The organism is Lactiplantibacillus herbarum, from assembly GCF_001039045.1.
In the GTDB taxonomy this organism is placed as follows: domain Bacteria; phylum Bacillota; class Bacilli; order Lactobacillales; family Lactobacillaceae; genus Lactiplantibacillus; species Lactiplantibacillus herbarum.
Map to the genome: position 1 here is coordinate 61,396 of NZ_LFEE01000042.1, position 20,046 is coordinate 81,441.

General features: G+C 44.0%; 19 protein-coding genes. 11 read left to right on the forward strand and 8 right to left on the reverse strand.

The annotated features are described in order from the left end of the window. Window positions 1-144: 144 nt before the first annotated feature. Window positions 145-1,515: an aldehyde dehydrogenase family protein gene (locus tag ACG95_RS12915; protein WP_048001005.1), complete on the reverse strand. Its 1,371-nt coding sequence runs from the start codon at window positions 1,513-1,515 to the stop codon at window positions 145-147. Between the two features lie 425 nt (window positions 1,516-1,940). Between ACG95_RS12915 and fba the strand changes: the two genes are divergently transcribed. Next, window positions 1,941-2,804 (forward strand): class II fructose-1,6-bisphosphate aldolase, encoded by an 864-nt coding sequence (gene fba / locus ACG95_RS12920; protein ID WP_048000928.1) that lies wholly within the window; start codon window positions 1,941-1,943, stop codon window positions 2,802-2,804. A 128-nt stretch (window positions 2,805-2,932) separates the two neighbouring features. Here the strand turns inward: fba and ACG95_RS12925 are convergent, their stop codons facing one another. The 3 genes from ACG95_RS12925 to ACG95_RS12935 all read right to left on the reverse strand — a co-directional run bounded on the left by ACG95_RS12925 (window position 2,933) and on the right by ACG95_RS12935 (window position 5,548). Further along, window positions 2,933-4,252, reverse strand: a complete 1,320-nt coding sequence (locus tag ACG95_RS12925; protein WP_048000929.1) for an MFS transporter — start codon at window positions 4,250-4,252, stop codon at window positions 2,933-2,935. A gap of 173 nt (window positions 4,253-4,425) precedes the next feature. Continuing rightward, window positions 4,426-5,334, reverse strand: coding sequence for an SPFH domain-containing protein (locus tag ACG95_RS12930; protein ID WP_048000930.1), 909 nt, complete (start codon window positions 5,332-5,334; stop codon window positions 4,426-4,428). A 13-nt stretch (window positions 5,335-5,347) separates the two neighbouring features. Then, a complete protein-coding gene (locus ACG95_RS12935; RefSeq protein WP_048000931.1) occupies window positions 5,348-5,548 on the reverse strand; it encodes a hypothetical protein in 201 nt (66 codons plus the stop codon). An 836-nt stretch (window positions 5,549-6,384) separates the two neighbouring features. On the opposite strand from ACG95_RS12935, the gene ACG95_RS12940 reads away from it, so the two are divergent. The 5 genes from ACG95_RS12940 to ACG95_RS14280 all read left to right on the forward strand — a co-directional run bounded on the left by ACG95_RS12940 (window position 6,385) and on the right by ACG95_RS14280 (window position 10,101). Beyond that, the gene (locus ACG95_RS12940) at window positions 6,385-7,797 is read left to right on the forward strand and encodes a C69 family dipeptidase (protein ID WP_048000932.1); all 1,413 of its coding nucleotides are present in this window, start codon (window positions 6,385-6,387) and stop codon (window positions 7,795-7,797) included. A 62-nt stretch (window positions 7,798-7,859) separates the two neighbouring features. Next, on the forward strand, window positions 7,860-8,105 hold the full coding sequence (locus ACG95_RS12945; protein ID WP_048000933.1) for a hypothetical protein: 246 nt from the start codon (window positions 7,860-7,862) through the stop codon (window positions 8,103-8,105). Between the two features lie 127 nt (window positions 8,106-8,232). Beyond that, window positions 8,233-8,796 carry a biotin transporter BioY gene (locus tag ACG95_RS12950; protein ID WP_048000934.1) on the forward strand — a complete coding sequence of 188 codons (564 nt, stop codon included), beginning with the start codon at window positions 8,233-8,235 and terminating at the stop codon, window positions 8,794-8,796. Between the two features lie 17 nt (window positions 8,797-8,813). Continuing rightward, window positions 8,814-9,785, forward strand: a complete 972-nt coding sequence (locus tag ACG95_RS12955) for a biotin--[acetyl-CoA-carboxylase] ligase (protein ID WP_048000935.1) — start codon at window positions 8,814-8,816, stop codon at window positions 9,783-9,785. Window positions 9,786-9,798: 13 nt separating this feature from the next. Beyond that, a complete protein-coding gene (locus ACG95_RS14280; protein WP_082137374.1) occupies window positions 9,799-10,101 on the forward strand; it encodes a CHY zinc finger protein in 303 nt (100 codons plus the stop codon). Between the two features lie 112 nt (window positions 10,102-10,213). On the opposite strand, the gene ACG95_RS12960 is transcribed toward ACG95_RS14280, so the two are convergent. Continuing rightward, window positions 10,214-11,176 carry a zinc-binding alcohol dehydrogenase family protein gene (locus tag ACG95_RS12960; RefSeq protein WP_048000936.1) on the reverse strand — a complete coding sequence of 321 codons (963 nt, stop codon included), beginning with the start codon at window positions 11,174-11,176 and terminating at the stop codon, window positions 10,214-10,216. 298 nt (window positions 11,177-11,474) lie between these two features. Next, a complete protein-coding gene (locus ACG95_RS12965) occupies window positions 11,475-12,641 on the reverse strand; it encodes a hypothetical protein (protein WP_048000937.1) in 1,167 nt (388 codons plus the stop codon). A 237-nt stretch (window positions 12,642-12,878) separates the two neighbouring features. Here ACG95_RS12965 and ACG95_RS12970 point away from each other — a divergent pair, with 237 nt between their 5' ends. Both ACG95_RS12970 and ACG95_RS12975 read left to right on the forward strand, forming a co-directional pair. Then, complete coding sequence (locus ACG95_RS12970; RefSeq protein ID WP_237756526.1) at window positions 12,879-13,259, forward strand: PadR family transcriptional regulator; 381 nt, start codon at window positions 12,879-12,881, stop codon at window positions 13,257-13,259. A 161-nt stretch (window positions 13,260-13,420) separates the two neighbouring features. After that, window positions 13,421-14,854, forward strand: a complete 1,434-nt coding sequence (locus ACG95_RS12975; RefSeq protein ID WP_048000938.1) for an MFS transporter — start codon at window positions 13,421-13,423, stop codon at window positions 14,852-14,854. A gap of 435 nt (window positions 14,855-15,289) precedes the next feature. Here the strand turns inward: ACG95_RS12975 and ACG95_RS12980 are convergent, their stop codons facing one another. Then, entirely contained in the window at window positions 15,290-16,606 is a 1,317-nt protein-coding gene (locus ACG95_RS12980; protein ID WP_048000939.1) for an ammonium transporter, read from the reverse strand. Between the two features lie 420 nt (window positions 16,607-17,026). On the opposite strand from ACG95_RS12980, the gene ACG95_RS12985 reads away from it, so the two are divergent. Both ACG95_RS12985 and ACG95_RS12990 read left to right on the forward strand, forming a co-directional pair. Next, window positions 17,027-17,986 carry an L-lactate dehydrogenase gene (locus tag ACG95_RS12985; RefSeq protein ID WP_048000940.1) on the forward strand — a complete coding sequence of 320 codons (960 nt, stop codon included), beginning with the start codon at window positions 17,027-17,029 and terminating at the stop codon, window positions 17,984-17,986. A 98-nt stretch (window positions 17,987-18,084) separates the two neighbouring features. Continuing rightward, a complete protein-coding gene (locus ACG95_RS12990) occupies window positions 18,085-18,354 on the forward strand; it encodes a hypothetical protein (RefSeq protein ID WP_048000941.1) in 270 nt (89 codons plus the stop codon). Window positions 18,355-18,526: 172 nt separating this feature from the next. Here ACG95_RS12990 and ACG95_RS12995 read toward each other — a convergent pair whose 3' ends face one another. Then, window positions 18,527-19,090: a M57 family metalloprotease gene (locus ACG95_RS12995; protein ID WP_048000942.1), complete on the reverse strand. Its 564-nt coding sequence runs from the start codon at window positions 19,088-19,090 to the stop codon at window positions 18,527-18,529. Between the two features lie 273 nt (window positions 19,091-19,363). Here ACG95_RS12995 and rpiA point away from each other — a divergent pair, with 273 nt between their 5' ends. Next, window positions 19,364-20,032: a ribose 5-phosphate isomerase A gene (rpiA, locus tag ACG95_RS13000; RefSeq protein ID WP_048000943.1), complete on the forward strand. Its 669-nt coding sequence runs from the start codon at window positions 19,364-19,366 to the stop codon at window positions 20,030-20,032. Window positions 20,033-20,046: the final 14 nt, after the last annotated feature.

The window sequence follows — 20,046 nt, forward strand, 5'->3', positions numbered from 1 at the left end:
GAATGTCTGAAAAATGATGTACGAAAATAAAGCACGCTACGAGATTCCTAAATAGGAGGTAATCGTAGCGTGCTTTATTGATGTAAAACATAACTAAAACGTTTGGTTGGCGGCAACAACTAGTGTTTCAGTAATCTTGAAGGATTAACGAATTTTATTTAAGCGTTTGGCAACGGTCTTGATGTTCAATAAGTCCCAGTCTTCCAAATTGTGAGAGATTGAGTTATGACCCCAAGTTCCACAGCCCAAAGTAAGTGATGGGGCAACGTTGTCATATTTGAAACCAATGGCTCCTTGTGATGATGGAACGTTGATCAAGGCACGGCAAGCAGTCATTTCAAGCGCAAACTTGTTCATGACTTGTTCGTCCGTTGTGTGCAAGGCGGCAGTGTGACCTAAACCACCTAAAGCAAGGCTACGTTTCATTAAGTTGAAACCGGCGTCAGTATCTTTAGCGTGAACCACGGCCAAGACAGGTGATAACTTTTCACGTGACAACACTTGGTCACCACCGATATCGGGAAGTTCAACGGCTAAGACCTTAGTGTCAGTTGGAACTTCAAAGCCGGCCCACTTAGCGATTTGCCATGGTGTCTGACCCGCAACTTTAGGATCAACGGCTTGTTTTTCAAGGTTCATAACGGTACTTTCGAGGGCTTTGAAGTTATCTTCGCCGACAAAGTAAACGCCGTTGTGACTTAATTCACTTTTAACCTGGTCATAGATACTGTCATCCACGATTAGGTTGGATTCAGAGGCACAGATCATTCCGTTATCAAATGACTTAGACGTGATGACATCATCGACAGCCTGTTTAACATCAGCTGTCTTTTCAATGAAACAAGGAACGTTACCAGGGCCAACGCCTAAAGCTGGTTTGCCCGTAGAATAGGCCGTCTTGACCATGCCGGCACCACCAGTTGCGATGATGGTTGCCACGCTAGGGTGGTTCATCAAAGCATTAGTTGCTTCGAGACTTGGTTGCTCAATCCATTGAATCCAGTCTTTGGGTGCACCGGCTTCAATCGCCGCGTCACGGATGATTTTACCGGTAGCCACACAAGCTTTTTGAGCGAAGGGGTGGAAACCGAAGATAATTGGATTACGTGTCTTTAAAGCCAGCATCGCATTGAAGATAACCGTTGAAGTTGGGTTAGTAACGGGTGTTACCCCAGCAATGATCCCAACTGGTTCAGCGACTTTGATAATGCCACTGACAGGATCGTCATTGATGATACCCACAGTTTTGTCGTCCTTGATATAGTCGTAGACATTTTTAGCTGCGAATTCATTCTTAGCCACTTTATCTTGGTAATTCCCACGGCCAGTTTCTTCGATAGCCATTTCAGCTAACATACCACGAGCAGCGTGAGCAGCCTTAGCTAAGGCTGCGACTGCTTGATCAACTTGTTCTTGGTTCATGACTTCTAAGCGACTAGCAGCTAGGGAAGCGTTTAAGGCTAGGCGATCGGTAGCTTGTTTAACTTCAGAACTTTTATCGATTGTTTTTAACATCAATGATTCCTCCTATTTGCGACGCCGGCTTGTTGTTTATTTCACAAGTCCTATTATAAATACTTTTTCACAAATGTAAATAGCTAATTTTAAATTTCAAAAACAAGTTTATTTGATTGTTTATTGCTATTATAACGGCATTCTTAAATGAAATTAATGATTACGCTTACATTTTAAATGTAGTGATAATAGTTACTATATTCACAATTGTAAGTTTTGCTTTTAAATTATGATTATTAACCGGCATTAAATAATTTATCATAAATGGAAGGGCTTCCATTTGCCGTAGCGGTGAAAAGCTAGAAATAAGTAGGTGTTATAGCGGAATAAATATGTCAAATCGGTTATCACTCCTATCTAAAAGTGTGCTAAAATGAATGTGATTCAAAAATAGATCTCTTAATTAACCTAGGAGGGTTTACTTTATGTCATTTGTAAATGCTGTTGATATGACACGTAACGCATACGATAACCAATACGCTATTGGTGCGTTCAACACTAACAACCTTGAATGGACTCAAAGCATCTTACAGGCTGCTCAAGATACTAAGACACCTGTTATTATCCAAGTTTCAATGGGCGCTGCTACTTACATGGGCGGCTACAAACTCGTTATGGACTTAGTTGCTGACACTATGGAAAGCTTAAACATTACTGTTCCTGTTGTAATGCACTTAGACCATGGTAACTACGAAGCTGCTAAAGAATGTATCGAAGTTGGTTACTCTTCAGTTATGTTTGATGGTCATGACCTACCATTTGCCGAAAACTTAGAAAAGACTAAGGAAATCGTCAAATTAGCTCATGCTAAGGGCATCTCTGTTGAAGCCGAAGTTGGTTCAATTGGTGGTGAAGAAGACGGTATTATCGGTGAAGGTGAATTAGCTGATGTTGAAGAAGCTAAGACTTTAGCTGCTACTGGTATCGACATCTTAGCTGCTGGTATCGGTAACATCCATGGTAAGTACCCAGCTAACTGGACTGGCTTACACTTTGACCGTCTTCAAGAAATCTCAGAAGCAGTTAAAATGCCATTAGTACTTCATGGTGGTTCTGGTATTCCTAAGGACCAAATCGTTAAGGCTGTTGAATTAGGTATTAGCAAGGTTAACGTTAACACTGAAAACCAAGTTGCTTTTGCTGACGCAACCCGTGCTTATATCGAATCAGGCGCTGACCAAACTGGTAAGGGCTACGATCCTCGTAAGTTATTGGCTCCTGGTAAGAAAGCTATTCTTGACGTTGTTACGTCACGTATTGGCTGGTTCAAAACTCCAGCAGTTAAATAATTGAATCTTTGATTCAGAAAAAGTCGACTCTTGGGAGTCGGCTTTTTTCATACATAAATAAAGGTCTAGTTTTGTGTTGTGGGGATCAATGCAAAAACACGTCTGAGATAAAATCTCAGACGTGTTTACTATTCCGCGTGAATGACCGTTTGTAATTGCTTTTCGTTATAGAAGAGCAGAACGATGAACATTACCAAGTAGAGCAGTAGTGGTAACCAAGCATAGTTCAACGTAATCATGTGTTGAGTTGCCACGTTTTGCGCGTGATTGGCTGTGTAACCGCTCAGGTGGAAGAGGCCAGCTGTGACCAGACCACCGAGTCCTAAGCCGACGTTGACGCCAAAATCGTCGGTTGAAGCTAAGATGCCTTCTGCCTGAATTCCGAGGGCCGTACCATAGCGGATTGTATCTGCAATCATGATGGATACAAGACCAACGATTAGACCATTACCGACCGCGTTGACGAGGGTGCCACCGAAGATTAATGGCAGGTGACCTAGTGTGGTTCCTAGGCCTAAAACAAGTTGACCGATTGCTGCGGTAATAATTCCGACCAACATCGTCTTTTTATTGCCATGGTGATTTGCTAACCGCACGATTAGAACAACTCCGATTAACGAGGCAAACGTAAAGGCATTGACCACTGGGACGAGATCTTCGCGATTGATCAGATATTTGAAATAATAAATGGTTGTTTGATTCTTAATGGCAGTTGTCAGCCAGAACAACAGAATCACACCTGAGAGCACGAACCACGGCTGATTTTTCTTCAGCATACCCCAGATGATTTTTGCTGATTGATGTGGCTGCTCAGGCTGGCTGAACCGTTCACGTACTTGAAAGAAGGTATTTAAAATCAGGGCCAACGAAATCACACCGAATAGGATAATCGTGAGTAAGAAGCCATGTTGCTGATTACCACGACCAAAGAACGCAACGAGTGGCAGCGTGAAGACAGCGACGATAATCTGAACACTGCTGCCGAAGAATTGCCGAATAACCCCTAATAACGTCAGTTCACGTTCGTTTTGGGAAAGTGCCGGTAAGATCGAAGTGATCGGCAAGTTGACGGCGGTGTAGAAGAATCCTAATCCTAAGTAGGTTACGTATGCCCAGACCAATTTGCCAGTATCGTTGAAGTTTGGCGTTACAAAAGTTAAGACCGCAAAGAGCACGTACGGTAACGCGTACCACAGAAAGAACGGCCGACTCTTGCCGAAACGTGAGTGGGTGTGGTCAATCATGATACCGATAATTAAGCTTTCGACGACATCGGCCAAGCGGGCAACGATGAACAGAATCGCAGCGGCGCTCGTGGAAAGGCCGTAAACATCCGTATAGAAAAATAGCAGGTACGTGGTCATCATTTGAAAGACCAGATTGTCCGCGGCGTCACTGAGCCCATAACTAATTCGCTCAGGCCACGCGGTTTGCCAAGGTTGTTTCACAATTAACACCTCTAAACATAGTTTTATGCAATTTAATTTTAACCTATTTAAAATAATAATCATATTTAAAGTACCACTGATAGCGGGATAAGACAGCAAAAGACCCTTTAACCTGTTGTGTTAAAGGGTCTTTTGCTGATTTAAATTGAGTAATTGTCTTTTTTAAACTGGTATTATGACGGGTTATTAGTCAGTTTGCCAATTTTAGTTAATGCTGGAATTAAGCCGAGGCTATCCAACGTCTGGTTTGGTAAGACGACGGTGTTAGCTTTACCGTCTGCCAAAGCTTTAACGGCTTCGGTATTCTGGAAGATGAAGTAGTTTTCAGATGATTGCGATAAGGCTTCGTTCAAGATCCGAGTCCGGTAAGCATCGGCGTCCGCTTCTGTCTGAACGGCGGTTGCTTTGGCGGTAGCGCTATTAACTAACGCTTCATTTTGTGCCTTGTTAGTTGCCAGTAACGCTTTATTGTTGGCTTCGTTTTCTAAGGTAATCGACTTGCTCTTACCTTCAGCGGTTGCGATGGTAGCGTCCCGTTCACGGGTAGCTTGCAAGAGTTTGTTCATCGAAGCTTGGATGTCAGCGGAAGGATTAACCGAGTCAATATTGACCCGATCAACGTTCAAACCATAACCGGCTGTTACAGATGAAATTTCTTTGAACAACGCAGCGTTAATTTCTTGCGTCCCGTTCAAAACTTCATTAAGTTCTTTATTCCCAATGATTCCACGAAGTGCTGCCCGCGTATCTTGAATCATACTACGAACAGAATCCTCATTTTTGAAAACAAAATCTTCGATATTAGTGACGTGATACTTCAGTGAAATTTTAACTGAAATTTCAGCGTTATCTTTAGTGATAACAACTTGTTGATTAAGATCGACCGGTGTTTGAGCGGTATTTACCGTAATAATCCGTGAGATAAATGGTTTGATAAAATGAATCCCAGAATCTAAGACCCGTTCGAACTTCCCGAAAGTTAAGACGACCCCCTGATTAGGCTGCGTAATAATTCGAATGGACGCAGCCAACGTTAAAATAACGAGTAATACGATGATGATGCCAATAATTAGACCTAACATAATAAAATCCCCCTTATTCTGATGGTACTATGATAATTACTGTTAAACCGTGCGGGCTGGTGGCCGTAATTTCGACGGTATCACCAACGTGTAACGGTACGGCGGCGTGCAAATGGTAAAAGATACCATAGAAGGTAACACCGTCAGTTAGATCAGTTGGTTGAATAACGAACTGTTGCCCGATTAAGCGTTGATCCAAGTATCCTTCTTGCATATGTCTTCCCACCTTTAACTAGATAATAATTAGATTATAGGCCGTTTATGTAGAGAATGATAGGCTTTTGCATGGGTTTAGTTACGTGGCGGAGCTGTTTATAGGGGGAAGTTAGGTGGGGATGTTGTGGGTGGGAGATGAAGGGGAATTCTGTAGTACTGTTATGTAGTCGAAATATGCTCGGCGGGGCAGCTGGTTGTGCTTGCTACGCTACTGTTACAATGCCAAAACCGCATCACTCGAGATAGTCGAAACGTGTTCGGGCCAAGCAGGTGGTTGTGGTTAGCTACGCCACATCATCGATTGGGAAAGCCCGCCCAACCAATGATATGGCTAGGCTAATCCTCGCCACCTACCCGCTTGGACCTCACACTCTGCACAAAAAAACCTTCGTACGGGAATACGAAGGTCAAAAGGAGTAGGTCTATATACGACGGGGAATCGTATATAGAAAACTTGATGAGCGTTTATTCATATAAGCGGGGGGACGTTCACATGCCGCTCACCAAGCTGTCAAAGATTTCGCTTTGACAAATTTCATTACTTTGGAGGAGTAAATGAAAAAAATGTTAATTATTTTATATAGCAACCTTGGAGGGGGATCCTTAATTGCTATGGATACATCATAACAACCAATTGTGAAGAAAGTGTGGCGATGATTTTTCGAAATTAAGAATTATTCATTAAAGTATAAAAAGATTGGTTTTAATAAATAAAAACATCTGCAATTAAAATTGCGTAAGAATTAACTGTTAGCGCTTCCGATAAGGTGGCATTTTTAATGAGAGCGTGTATCATTGAATGTGATCATGATTTTAAAGACTGGAGATGTTTGCATGTACGAACAAGCTTGTACAACCATTTTAGTAGGTAAAAAGGCCACCGTTGACGGTTCACCGATGACTGCTCGTAATGATGATACTTTTATGCCCATCACACCACAAAAATTTATCGTTCATCCAGCCGTTCACGGTCGGAATGAAACGTTAACTTCTGGTAAGAACGGTTTTACCGCCCCCCTACCAGCAGACGGCTACCGCTACCAAGCCGTTCCTAATATTGAAGTTGCCGAAAAAGGTGTCTTCGAAGAAAACGGTTTTAACGAAAAGAACGTCGGTGTTTCTTCTACCGAAAGTGTTTACGGTAACGAACACACTTTAACGTTTGATCCATTTGTTAAAAATGGTTTAGCTGAAGACTCACTACCAACGATGGTAACGCCATTCATTGATTCCGCTAAGGGCGGGGTTGAATACTTAGGTAACTTGATTGCCAAGTATGGTTCGCCAGAAGGTAACGGTGTTCTCTTCAACGATAAAAATGATGTTTGGTACATGGAAATTGTTACTGGTCATCACTGGGTTGCTCAACGGATTCCTGACGATGCTTACGCAGTCGCAGCTAACCAGGTTGCCATCCAATGGGTTGATTTCAACGATAATGACAACTTTATGTGGTCAGATGGCATTCAAGAATTTGTTGAAAGTAACCATTTGAACCCTGATAAGGAAGGTTTTAACTTCCGTCACATCTTCGGGACAGACAATGAAAAAGACCGTCACTACAACACCCCACGTGTTTGGTATGGTCAACATTACTTCAATCCTGAAATCGAACAGGATCCACAATCAAGTGAATTGCCATTCATCTGTTACGCAACTAAGAAGATCTCAGTTGCGGACATTGAATACGTCTTAGGTTCACATTACAACGAAACGAAGTACGATCCATTCTTGAATACGCCAGAAGCTAAGAAATTCCGGCCAATCTCAATGAACCGTACCCAAAACTCACACGTGATGCAGATTCGTAATGACGTGCCTGAAGAACAAAGCGCCATTATGTGGATGACCTTTGGGGTGCCTTCATTTGCACCATACTTGCCATTCCATGCCAATGTGTCTGAAACTGATCCCAGTTTTGCCAACACACCACTTACCCATGACATGAAGAGTGCTTACTGGTTATACCGGACGCTTTCAATGATCGTGGAATCACACTACGCTGACTTCGTTCAAGAAGATATCGATTACTTGAAGGAATGCCGGATCGAATTAGTTCAATTCGTTGCTAAAACTGACGAACAAGCCGCTAAGTTATCTGGTGAAGCCTTGACTGATTTCTTGACGGAACAGGATAAAGTGATGGTTGCGCAAATGCGTGATAAAGCCCAAGCTTTGATTGGTCAATTGGTCACTAAGGGTTTGACGCTGTCACAATTAACTTATAACGTTGATATCAATCTTTAAACTTTCAACGTTACCGGTTCAGCGTGTATAATTAAGGTATAAACTACAAGGAGCTGATTGCAATGGATGAAAATGTCTTATTTAATCCCGGTGATGCGATTTCGGAATCTCACGATTATAGTGAAGCTCTCCGTAGTGCTGACGTGTATAACGCGCAGCACGGTCGCAAGCGTGGGCTGATGATCGCCCGGCCGTTGGAACAAGAGAACGGCTACTCGGTCTTTTATGCGGATGATTTGATTTCGGCGGATACTCCCAACCCGGAAGCACGTAAGTACCACGTTGAAAAACGGATTCCTAAAGATTGATTTGTAAGTCCCGTAACCATTTAATCGTGGTTACGGGACTTTTTTTGTTAAACAGTAACCCATGGTATTGATATCGGGTTACTGTTGGTCTATAATTGCGTTTAAATTGATTAACAGGGGTGCAATCATGACGAATCAACAAACGGCAAAACACTTAACACAGACGGCGATGGTGACCGCACTGATTATCGTACTTGGCTTTTTCCCGGGTATTCCAATCGGATTTATTCCGGTACCAGTCATTTTACAGAATATGGGGATCTTTCTGGCAGCCGAATTATTGGGACGTAAGTATGGCACGATTGCGGTAGGGCTGTTTTTAGCATTGGTCGCATTGGGGTTACCGCTATTGTCCGGTGGCCGTGGTGGCGCCGCGGTCTTCTTGGGACCAACCGGTGGCTACTTAGTTGCTTGGCTGTTAACACCGTGGTTAATTGGGACGTTAATGCACGTAACACACGCGACTACTGCTAAAAATTGGTGGCGAGAATTATTGATTGTCGGTATCGGTGGGATTTTGTTTATTGATTGCGTTGGTGGCGTTTGGCTGGCCGCGCAATCGCACATGGCGTTGTCAGCAGCATTGTTATCTAACCTAGCATTTATTCCAGGGGATTTAATCAAGGCTGGCCTGGCTGTGCTGGTTGCGCGACGTGTCCGGGCGGCAGTTAACTTCGATATTGCGATGTAGGTGTAGGAGGAATTAGCATGACAACAAAGGAACAAGTTTTGGCCGCGTTGCTCCAGAATCCTGATACTTGGCTATCGGGAGATGAGTTGGCTCAGCAGAGTGGCCGTAGTCGTGAGAGCGTCTGGAAAGCAATTAACGCGCTGAAGAAACAGGGGCATCTGATTGAAAGTCGCAAAAATCGCGGTTATCGTTATGCCGGTAGTCAGCAATTGGATGCTAATGCCATTCAAATCTATGGTCAGCAGCAGTTTGCTGGCCCAATTGAAGTGGTTAGTGAAACGAATTCAACTCAAAGCTTAGCTAAACAATTTTTGAGTCGGCACCAGCCACAGTACGCGGCATTTTTTGCGGATCAGCAGACTGCGGGTTACGGTCGCCAAGGACGTGAATTCTATTCGCCCGCCCAGACTGGTTTGTATTTTAGCTTGATCTTGCCGAATCCCACGAATGCGTTGGCGAATGTGGGATTATTAACGACGGGTGTGGCTGTCAGTGTATTGACGGTGCTACAGCGTTTCTACCCAGATAAGGTGTTTGCATTGAAATGGGTCAATGATATCTTGATGGATCAACGCAAAGTTGGCGGTATTATTACGGAAGCCACCTTAGAGTTAGAATCGACCTCTGCCTCAGCTTTTATCGTGGGCGTCGGTCTCAACTTAACGACGACCGACTTTCCAGAGGAATTGGTGACGCGTGCACAGGCGATTGATCCAACGACTGCTGTTGATCGTAATCGGTTGGCCGCAGCGTTATTAGCGCAATTAGTTGCATTAGATCAACACTACTCACAGGCTGAATTCTTGCCGACTTACCGGGAGAATTCAATGGTGTTAGGCCAACAAGTCACGTTACAAGTTGGTAATCAAACGATTCACGGCACGGCCGCAGCGATTGATGAACGTGGTGGTTTGGTCGTTGAAACTAGTGACGGTGAACGGAAGACTTATATGAGTGGCGAAGTGATCAAAGTAGACTTACCAGCATAAGGCGGTGGGATGGATGACTGAAATTTATGGTATCGGGTTAGATATTGCGGGTCGTTGTCAACACTATCATCAAGATGAAGATGTTGCGGCGTTGTGGTGTGCTGAATGTCAACGATACTATGCGTGTTATCAGTGTCACGACACCCTTTGTGACCATTATTTTGTGGCTAGCAAAATAGGATCGTTAGCAGTTTTGTGTGGCGTTTGTCGGCATCGATTGACGACAGATCAGTATCAACTTGGCCGTTGCCCTTATTGTCAGCAGTGGTTTAATCCGAGGTGTCAGCGGCATTATCAGATTTATTTTGAGGAATAAGAATAATCAGTATCGAAAGGACCGCAGTATTAGCATTTTTCGCTGATACTGTGGTCCTTTAAAAGTAGAAAAGTCTGATTATTCAGTTTTAAAAATGATATTAACAGTTAATTTAATTAACGAGGACAACGACTTTACCCAAGCCGGTTGCGCTGGCTGAGTATTCGTGAGCTTGCCGTGTTTCATCAAGTGAGAAAACTTTGCTAGGAGTGACGTCGATGTGCCGCTCTTCAATATACGTAAATAATTCCTGAATCAGTTTGGCTGAAACGTCACCTGAGTAGAATCCGGTCAGATAACTATTATTGGGAATAGCAGTAATCGGGTCAAAATCATTAAGGGTCCACTGACCGCCTAATTGGCCAGTAGAACTGACAATTCCGAATTCATTAAGGTGCGCTAAGGAATCGGAAACTGAGGCTGGGCCAATTAGGTCGATAACTTTATCGAAAGTGCCGCTATTTTCAGGTAAGTGTAGCGTATCGGGGGTGACTAATACTTCATCGATACCCAGTGCGATTAATTGATCGTTCTTCTTATCAGAACGAGTTGTCCCGACTACTTCAGTCTTAAAGGGCAAAGACTTGATAAGTTGCAGTGCGGCAATCCCGACACTACTAGTTGCAGCTCGAATCAGAATGCGATCGTTTTCCTTAATTTGGAGGCTCTTAAAAATACCGAAGGCGGTATAGTAGGTCTCGGGAATGGCCGCCATTTTGTCCCAACTTAACGTGGACGTTATCGGATAGACCTGCTTATTTGGTAATAAAACGTATTCGGCATAACTGCCATCAAATGCCCTGCCCATTTCGCCCATCAGTGAGACGACTCGTTGACCGACCGTGAAATCATCAGGTGCGGTAGTTGCGTCGATGGTTCCAACGACTTCGATACCCAGAATCCGTGGGAATTGAACGGATGGTGATTGGCCTTCACGAGTGAAAACTTCGGAATGGTTGATGCCGAAACCAGCGACTTTAACGCGCGTCCAGCCAGGCTTTAGTTCTGGTAACGGAACATCAGTGTAGTTTAATACTTCGGGCCCACCTGGATGAGTGACGACGATAGCTTTCATTGATAAGATTCCTCCTTGAATAATTTGTGATTTTTGAAGAAACATGATACTTGGTGATTGCTTGTTATTATTTTGACATTAAATGCTGCAGGAACGCTGTTTATATCTTAATTTACGAATACATACTTAACAAGTTAGAAGACTGAATTTGGGGCAAAAGATGGCAAAAATTAGAGAGGCTGAAGTAAATGTGTAAATTCCTAGACTGATTAAAAATAGCGACTTGATTCAGATCTTCGGATCGAATCAAGTCGTTATTTGTTGTTTTTATAGATCAATCGGTTAGTTGCTTGTTAGACTACAGATTACCGGCATTCTTCAGGCGTTTCTCCAGCAAGTAGGCGTCCATGTAACCGAAGGAAAGTTCCACTACCTGATCGAGTTCAATCAGATGTCCCACGTGATTAATCTGGTTATCTTCGTCCACCGTATAGAAGACGAAGTGACCATTGGTTAGTGTGCTTGGGTAGCCCGTCATAGCAGGTAGCATTGGATTTTCGGTTGTCAGATGCACCAAGTTATTGAAAGTGGCAGCTTGTCGCAGGATACTTTCAAATAAGTCGGTCGTGGCGTCGAAGAGCCGTTCATCGTTGAGGACGGGCTGAACATTGAGTTCATATTGTTGATTCAATTCAATGAAGCCGCGCATGGTCTGTAGATAGTCGGATTGAATCGTCACCGATTCGATCAGTGACCGGCGGCATAGTGTGTAACCACCGAACTGCCCGGTCATGTCGATTAGATTGATCAATACGCTATCCGTATTCAACGTGTTGATGAAGCCTACGAAGAACATGCCGGAGCCGTCTGCGGAACGAATCGCAATCAGTTCATTATCTTTGGCTGCCTGTTTTAAGGTAGCATCTACGGCTGGATCACCGCTGACGCGGATGGTGTCTTCGTGTGGCCGAGTGGTTTTTACGAATGCACTTTCAAGTAAGAGCTCATTACCGCAAAATTCAAGAGTTTGAATGTCACTTAGCGCGATTTCGCGGCGATCGTGGTGGGTGAAATTAAATTTGTCAAAAACAGTGAAAGTTAATGATTGGGCAGTGACGTGATTGACCTGTCCCTCCAAATAATTATCACTATCGGCTAAGACTAATAGAATAACTTGCCCGTCAGCCTGAGCTTGCATGGCAAGTTGTGGTAGGACGGCTTGCTGTTCATCTAAATCAATGTCTGGTTGGGGGACGGCGTTCAGTCCCTCGGTTTCAGCGTTGGCAATTCGGAAAGTCATATTGTCGAGATCTTCACTCGTTGTTTCAACTTCATCAATACTGTCGTAGCGTGCGAAGACTGCACCGTCGTGAAGACCAGCATCGTCATGAGTGTTGATGACGACGCCATCGGGTGCCAGACGGTCGATGTAGCCGGTGTACACCACGTCGCTATTGGTTTGGTACAAATTGATTAAGAATCCTTGGCGTGCAGCTAGTTGTAAATCTTCAATAATTGAATTCATCGTGTCTAACCCCCTTAGTTAATGTCTTCCTATCATAGCACTTTTTGGTGCTAAACCGTTATTTGAGGCATTGTTTTGACAATTTTGCTAGTTAATTGTGAGTACAAGATTGGCAGCCACTTGAAAACGAGAATTTCAGCGATTGAAGGACTGTTGTCATAGTTGATTTATGATTAACCCTTGCAATATATCGAAAAGATACATATACTAAGAATCGCGAAAGTTAGGTGAGTTGAAATGTATGAATTATTTATTTTAGGTCAACTGATGGACCACCCGATGACGGGATATCAGTTGCGAAAGGCGCTAGTAAACGTGGTTGGGTCTGAACTGACAATCAGTTTTGGTGCGTTATACCCATTGTTGGATAAACTAGCGACAGCCGAGGAATTGACGCTGGCGTTTAAGGATACGACGAGTAAACGCCCGCAGAAATTGGCGACGATTACGACAGTGGGACGGGAACGATTTGCACAGCTCATCCAACAGCCCGTTGTTTTGAATAAACAAACGCAATTGACGTTTCAGATGAAAGTTAACTTTTTACATCTATTGCCAGTGGCGCAACGGCGAGTCGTGTTACAAGCCTTTTCAAGAGTTTGCGCGCGACCAGCTTGAACGACTGGCAATCCAACGAACTCATGTGACTAACAATCCCAATATGCTGGCCGCAGATATTCAAGATGCGTTGGCGGTTAATGACTTGCAGCGGGTACGAGCCCAAGCACAATTAACATGGGTGACTGAACGATTAACGCAAACAAAGGGGTAAAGAATTGATGAAAACAACAGCATTTGCGGCGGACCCGCAAATTCAAAAGCACCGCTGGTGGATCTTGGTAGCGGTGTGTCTATTTACATTTATGTCAACGCTCGATGGTAGTATCGTGAACATTGCGTTACCCGTGATGAGTAAGGATTTGAACATTCCGATGAACCAAGCGGAGTGGGTCGTGTCGATTTATTTGATTGTGATTTGTGCACTGTTGCTATTATTCGGAAAACTCGGTGATATTTACGGTAAGATTCGGGTCTTTAAGCTCGGGTCGATCCTATTTATTCTGGGTTCATTATTATCAGGTTTTAATTCTGGTTTAGGTGTGTTGTTAGCGGCTCGAAGCGTTCAAGCGATTGGGGCGGCGATGACGATGAGTACTAATAACGGGATTATCACCGAAGTCTTTCCGTTCAAGGAACGCGGACGAGCACTAGGAATGATTGGTTCATTCGTTGCACTGGGGAGCATTGCGGGACCCGGAATCGGTGGTTTGATTTTGGCTCACTTGAGCTGGGGCTATATTTTCTGGATCAACGTGCCAGTTGGAATTCTTGCGATGATCTTGGGTGCGGTGATTTTACCCAAGGATATTACAACGACCCAACAACCGCTCGATAAAGCGGGAGCAGGCTTGTTTGCAGTGCTGATTGTGGCATTATTTGCGGGAATCTTCATCGGGCAAGAGATTGGGTTTACGCAACCCACTATTTTAGGTTTGTTCGCGGTAGCTTTAGTGACCCTAGTAATCTTTATTCGGGTCGAATTGCATCACGACAATCCGCTGCTGGCATTACAGTTGTTTAAAAACGCGCAGTTCAGTATCAGTATTTTATGTGCGCTCTTGATCTTCATTGCGAACTTCTTCTTTAACGTAATTGCGCCGTTTTATCTGGAAAATGCCCGTGGCTTAGAAGCGAACTACGCTGGTTATGCCTTGATGGTCTTTCCAATCGTGCAAGTAGTTGTCGCACCGATTGCCGGGACGATTTCAGATAAGATTGGGCCCGAATTATTAACGTTTGTCGGTCTGGTCTTGATTTCAATCAGTCAGATTGGCTACATGGTGGTAGGATTAGCAACGCCATTGTGGTTCTTCCTGTTCTTCGTTGGCTTGGTTGGTTTCGGTAACGGGATCTTCATGGCGCCAAATAACTCGATCGTGATGAGTTCAGTGCCGGTTAAGGATCTTGGTGTCGCGGGTGGTATCAACGCACTGGCTCGTGAACTCGGCATGATTGTCGGCATTTCGGTTGCCACGACGGTACTGTATTCAGCAATGAGCCGTACAGCAGGATACAAGGTGACGTCATACTTACCAGCTCATCCTGAAATCTTCATCGACGGAATGCACGTGGCCTTTATGGTATCGCTGGGGATCTGTTTGGTGGCGACGGTCATCACGGGTGTCCGGTTGATGAGACGGTCACGAGGTTAAGATTAGTTATCACTTTACGTATTGAGTTAGTTTAATTGTTCTATAAATAAATGCGATACGTGCGGATTTATCCGCCTACCGGGGCGATCTGAAAACGCTGGAACGCCATGGGCACGATTTTGAGCTCACCAGCACAACCCGCTGTCAATCTCAAAACTCGGCCTTACACTAACCTGAGCAAACCACTCAGCTAAGTGTAATTTCATGGCTGAGCGTTGTCAGATCACCCCTAACGGCTAGTTTTGATTACTATTTTAAATAGTAATCAACTGACGGTTTTTCAGTAAATACCACTTAAATTTTAGTAAGTCTTTGTTAATTGGATAATTGTTTCCTAGTTAAACCTTGGTCTTTAGCGAAATGGATTCTAAATAGATGAAAAAGCCGCCTGAAAAAAATCAGGCGGCTTTTTGGATAGTTGAGATGTAATTAGTATTACCGGAATCGATGCTGCTGATCATGCAGTTGTGAGAGTTGCCCCTGGAATTCGTCGCTGTGTTGCTGGATACTGCTTAGATCACGACTCAATTCGACGGTGTAGTCGGCAACTTCACCGTGTTCACCTTGATCGAGACCGACTTCTTCTTCGTGCGCATCGACCCGCATTCTGATGACTCGTTTTAGAATAACGATGATCACGATGCACATGATAGCGGTGAACACGATCGTGAAGGCGGTGGCTAATAACTGAAGGCCAAACAATTTGAATCCGCCGCCGTAAAAGAGCCCGTTGAGTGAAATGGTATTGTTGACGGCTTTGCTAGCGAAGAGTCCGGTTAGAACACTGCCGACGATTCCAGAAACGCCGTGGCAACCGAATGCGTCAAGGGCGTCATCAATTCCTAGACGTGGTTTGATTTTAGTGATAAATAAGTAGCTGGTTAAGGTGGCGATGAGGCCAATCCAAAAGGCACCGCTAACGGTAACGTAACCACAAGCTGGCGTGATGGCAACTAAGCCACACAGAGTACCGGTACAGACGCCAACTAAGGTTGGTTTGCCCTTAGTTAACATATCGACGACCATCCACGTCATCATAGAAGTGGCGGTTGCAATGGTCGTGGTTAGGAAAGCTTGAATGGCAATGCTATTCATGGCAAGTGCTGAACCGGCGTTGAATCCGTACCAACCAATCCAGAGAATAGCAGTCCCAAGGAGGACCCATAAGATGTTGTAGTGCTGCGTGGCATCTTTACTATACTTGTGGCGAGCACCAAGGAAAGCTGATAAGACGAGGGCGGTAATCCCGGCGTTGATATGAACCACGGTCCCACCGGCAAAGTCGATCACGCCGAGTTTAGCTAACAGGCCGTTGTCCCAGACCATGTGGACCATGGGATAGTAGATCAGTAGTGACCAACAGATAATGAAGGTTAAGAGAAATTTGAAACGAATCCGACCAACGACGGCGCCGACGAAGAGCGCTGGTGTGATAATTGCGAACATCATTTGAAAAATAAGGTACAGACCGTTGGGGATTTTAGTTGGCGTCAAGGCGGTTAGATCGATGCCATGCAACCAAACTGCTTTGAAGTTACCGATAATACCGCCGAAATCACCGGAAAAAGATAGCGAGTAGCCGAAAGCAACCCAGAGTAGGATCGCTAAACCACAGATCATGAAGACAGATAACATCGTATTGACGACGTTACGCTTAGAAACTAAGCCCCCGTAGAAAAAGGCTAACCCTGGTGTCATGAACAATACCAATATGCTAGACAAAACTAAAAATGTTGAATTTGCAGCACTCATAATCCCAACTCCCATCCATACCATTTGATGTTAGAAATTATAACATTGATTTTTAATAAACACACTGTTTTTTTAGATTTAAGTCAAATTACAAACAATCATGGCTTGAAATAGCGATTTTTAAGCCGAGTAGTGTAATGTTTTGTAACATCTATATCAGCTAGTGTTCTGTGAATGATTAGTTAAGGTCGTATAGCTGGATAGAAGGTGAAGAATGTTGAGAATAGGCCCGCGAATAGCTAATTATCTTAATTTTAATGTGACCGCTAGCTGGGTATTTGTGAGATAGTCATTAAGATAATAACTATCTGTCGCTTAAACCGCTTTCTAAAATTGACGATAATTTAAGACCGCTGTATGGTTGGAATCATTAAAAATAAATGAGAACAATTCTCATAATAAATAGTGGAGGTTCAGCTTATGCGGAAATATGCGATTATCGGGGTTGGTCATGTCGGGGCAACCATTGCCTATACGTTAGTTTGTAAAGGAATTGCCGACGAATTGGTGTTAATTGATACTAACGTGGGTAAAGCTCGCGCAGAACAGTTGGATCTACAAGATGCCCAGGCTCGTTTGGACAGCCGAACGATTATCAAGATTAATGACTATCAGGAACTAGCTGATACGGATATTCTCTTCATTACTAGTGGCAACATCCACGCACTTGACCATGCGTCGGGTAATCGTTGGGCTGAGTTTGAGTATACGCAGCACATTGTGCAGGCAATCGCACCGCAAGTTAAAGCGACCGGTTTTAACGGTGTTGTTATCGATACGATGAATCCTTGTGATGCGATTACGCACTATTTTCAGCGAGCGACTGGTCTATCTCGGCAACAAGTTTTTGGGACGGGGACTTTTCTGGATACGGCCCGGATGCAAAAAGTGGTGGCAGAAGTCTTCAACTGTGATCCCAAGAATATCAGTGGTTACGTCTATGGTGAACACGGTGAATCCCAATTCAGCGCGTGGTCGACGGTACAAGTCAACGGTATTCCGATTACAACGTTAGTGGATCAGTACCACTTAGACTTGGACGAATTGGAAGCGGAAGCCCGGCACGGCGGTTGGGCAGTGCATTCTGGCAAGGGCTACACCAGCTTTGCAATTGCGACTTGTGCGGTTAAGTTGAGCGAAGCAGTCTTGGCAGATGCTCGGTTAGCTTGTCCGGTGTCGGCCTATAACGAAACGTTTGGAACGTACGTTGGTCAACCAGCGATTATTGGTAAACACGGCGTTGAACAGGTCACCAAGTTGGCATTGACGGCAACCGAACAAGCTAAGTTCCAAAACTCTGCGAAGACGATCATTGAAAAATTCCACGCGTTTGATGAGGCTTTGGGGCTTGAATCAGCGGATGAACGTCAACAAGCTTAATAATCTAATAATTAGTTTAGTTGGCAAATCCTTAACAAAATGGTAAAATTCAAGTAGAGTAATATTAACTGCATTAACTATATATGGTGGGATGTAATATGTATCAACAACTGACTGGGCGTCAACGGTGGCTAATTATTATCGTAATAACGATACTTGGTGTGGGCTGTGCCTTGCTGGGTAAGTGGGGAAGGCTCCTGAGTGTTGTGATGATTGGCTTTTCACTGATGGTCGTGACTAGTGGCTGTTTAGCCTTTTGTCGCCGGCACGGATTTAAGCCGGGGAGTGAGATGCTACTTGCGCTAGGTGCCGCTGCTGGGTACGTCTTACTTATCTTGGGTAGTTACGGTTACTTATTACATAGCTAATTAAATTAGCATTGGGTTATTGCTGATTTGGGATTGATTGAAGTGTTGTGTGAATTTTGGCAACAAAAAAAGAATCACGATTGAAGCTCGTGATTCTTTCGAGGGCGTGGCATTAATTGAAGTGGGGTCCGACCATACCCACGAGTTTTAATGACAAGCCTGATTGCTGGGACTATAATCTACCGACTGCTAATCGGTAACGTAGTCTGACAGCTGCAATATCGGCACTGCTAATGCCGTTATAGCGGTTGTTGTTCAACATAACACTGTGTCGATCACGGCTATGTTGTAGGCCCATTGAATGCCCTAATTCGTGTTCAGCTACATGAACTTGATCCGTATAGGAATAACGGAAATTACTTAGATTCCGTGTCAGTAATAAGACACGAGATTGAGTGTAGTAGCCGTTATGATAGCCGGTTTGAAATGTGATTCCTGATAAGCGGTAGAACTGTCCAGTAGTTGAAGTACTGGTTGTTAAGATAACTTGGTGATGAGCATTTGAGCCTTGGACAAATCTGAACTGTCCGGTTGCGTTCCATGCACGGATCGCAGCTAGATAGACATTTCGTTGATAACTTGGTGCTTGAATCACGTATGTGACTTGAGCACGTGGCCAGCGACTACGTGAAAATGGTGTTGCTGACGCTTGTGCATTGACGACGGGAATTAACCCGAAACTAATAATAACTGTTAAAACTAAGCGAACTAATAGACTATGACGCTTTTTACTCATTGTTGTAACCCTCTCTCTTTACAATGAAGGTTGGCATCAACTAACCCCATTATAAAATGTGCGGTGGTCAGTGTGATAATGAGAAGTTTGAACTAGTTGGCACAATTGGGTATTATGCCAACTGAACGGTTAGTTAAATACGCTATCATTTATCAGCGTTATGCTATACGACAATAACTGGTGTGTTTGGGCAAACAAACACATCAGTTATTGCTATTTATAGGCATTTAGAAGAGAATATGTAATGATTCATAATCTATGGGAGTGATAAATATGACGATTAAACAAGCCATTGTTCAACAAGCACTAACACTGATCAAACCAGGAATGGTGGTCGGTTTTGGCGGCGGCAGTACGGTCGGTGAACTCGTTAAGGAGGCGGCTAATCTTATTAACGAGATTACGATTGTGACGCCTTCGCCAACGACGCGACAATTAGCAACGGTTTTAGGTTATACGGTTGTGGACACGCAGTATTGTGAGCGTGTCGATATTGCATTTGATGGTTGTGACCAATTGGACCATCATGGTAATGCATTAAAAAGTGGCGGTGGTATTCACGCTAACGAAAAGATGATTGCTAGTCTCGCAGATGAATACTGGCTACTGACCATGCAAGAACGGTTAGTAGATGAGTTCGATATTAAGACGCCGTTAGTACTGGAAGTTTTACCTGCCGGATTATCGCTCGTCATGCGAACGGTTGGTGACCTGGGTGGTCAGGCAACTATTCGTACGGCGACTAACCGGGATGGTTTCACGTTAACTGATAACGGCAATCTGCTAATTGACTGTCATTTTCCAAGTTATGCGAAATTACCCGCACTAAATACCGAACTAGCAGTACTAGCCGGTGTTGTTGAGACCAGTTATTTTGATCACTTAGTAACCAATGCGCTGTTAGGTGATGAAGCTAGCCAGCAAGTTAATCAGTTATACTAATTAGCGAGCCTAAG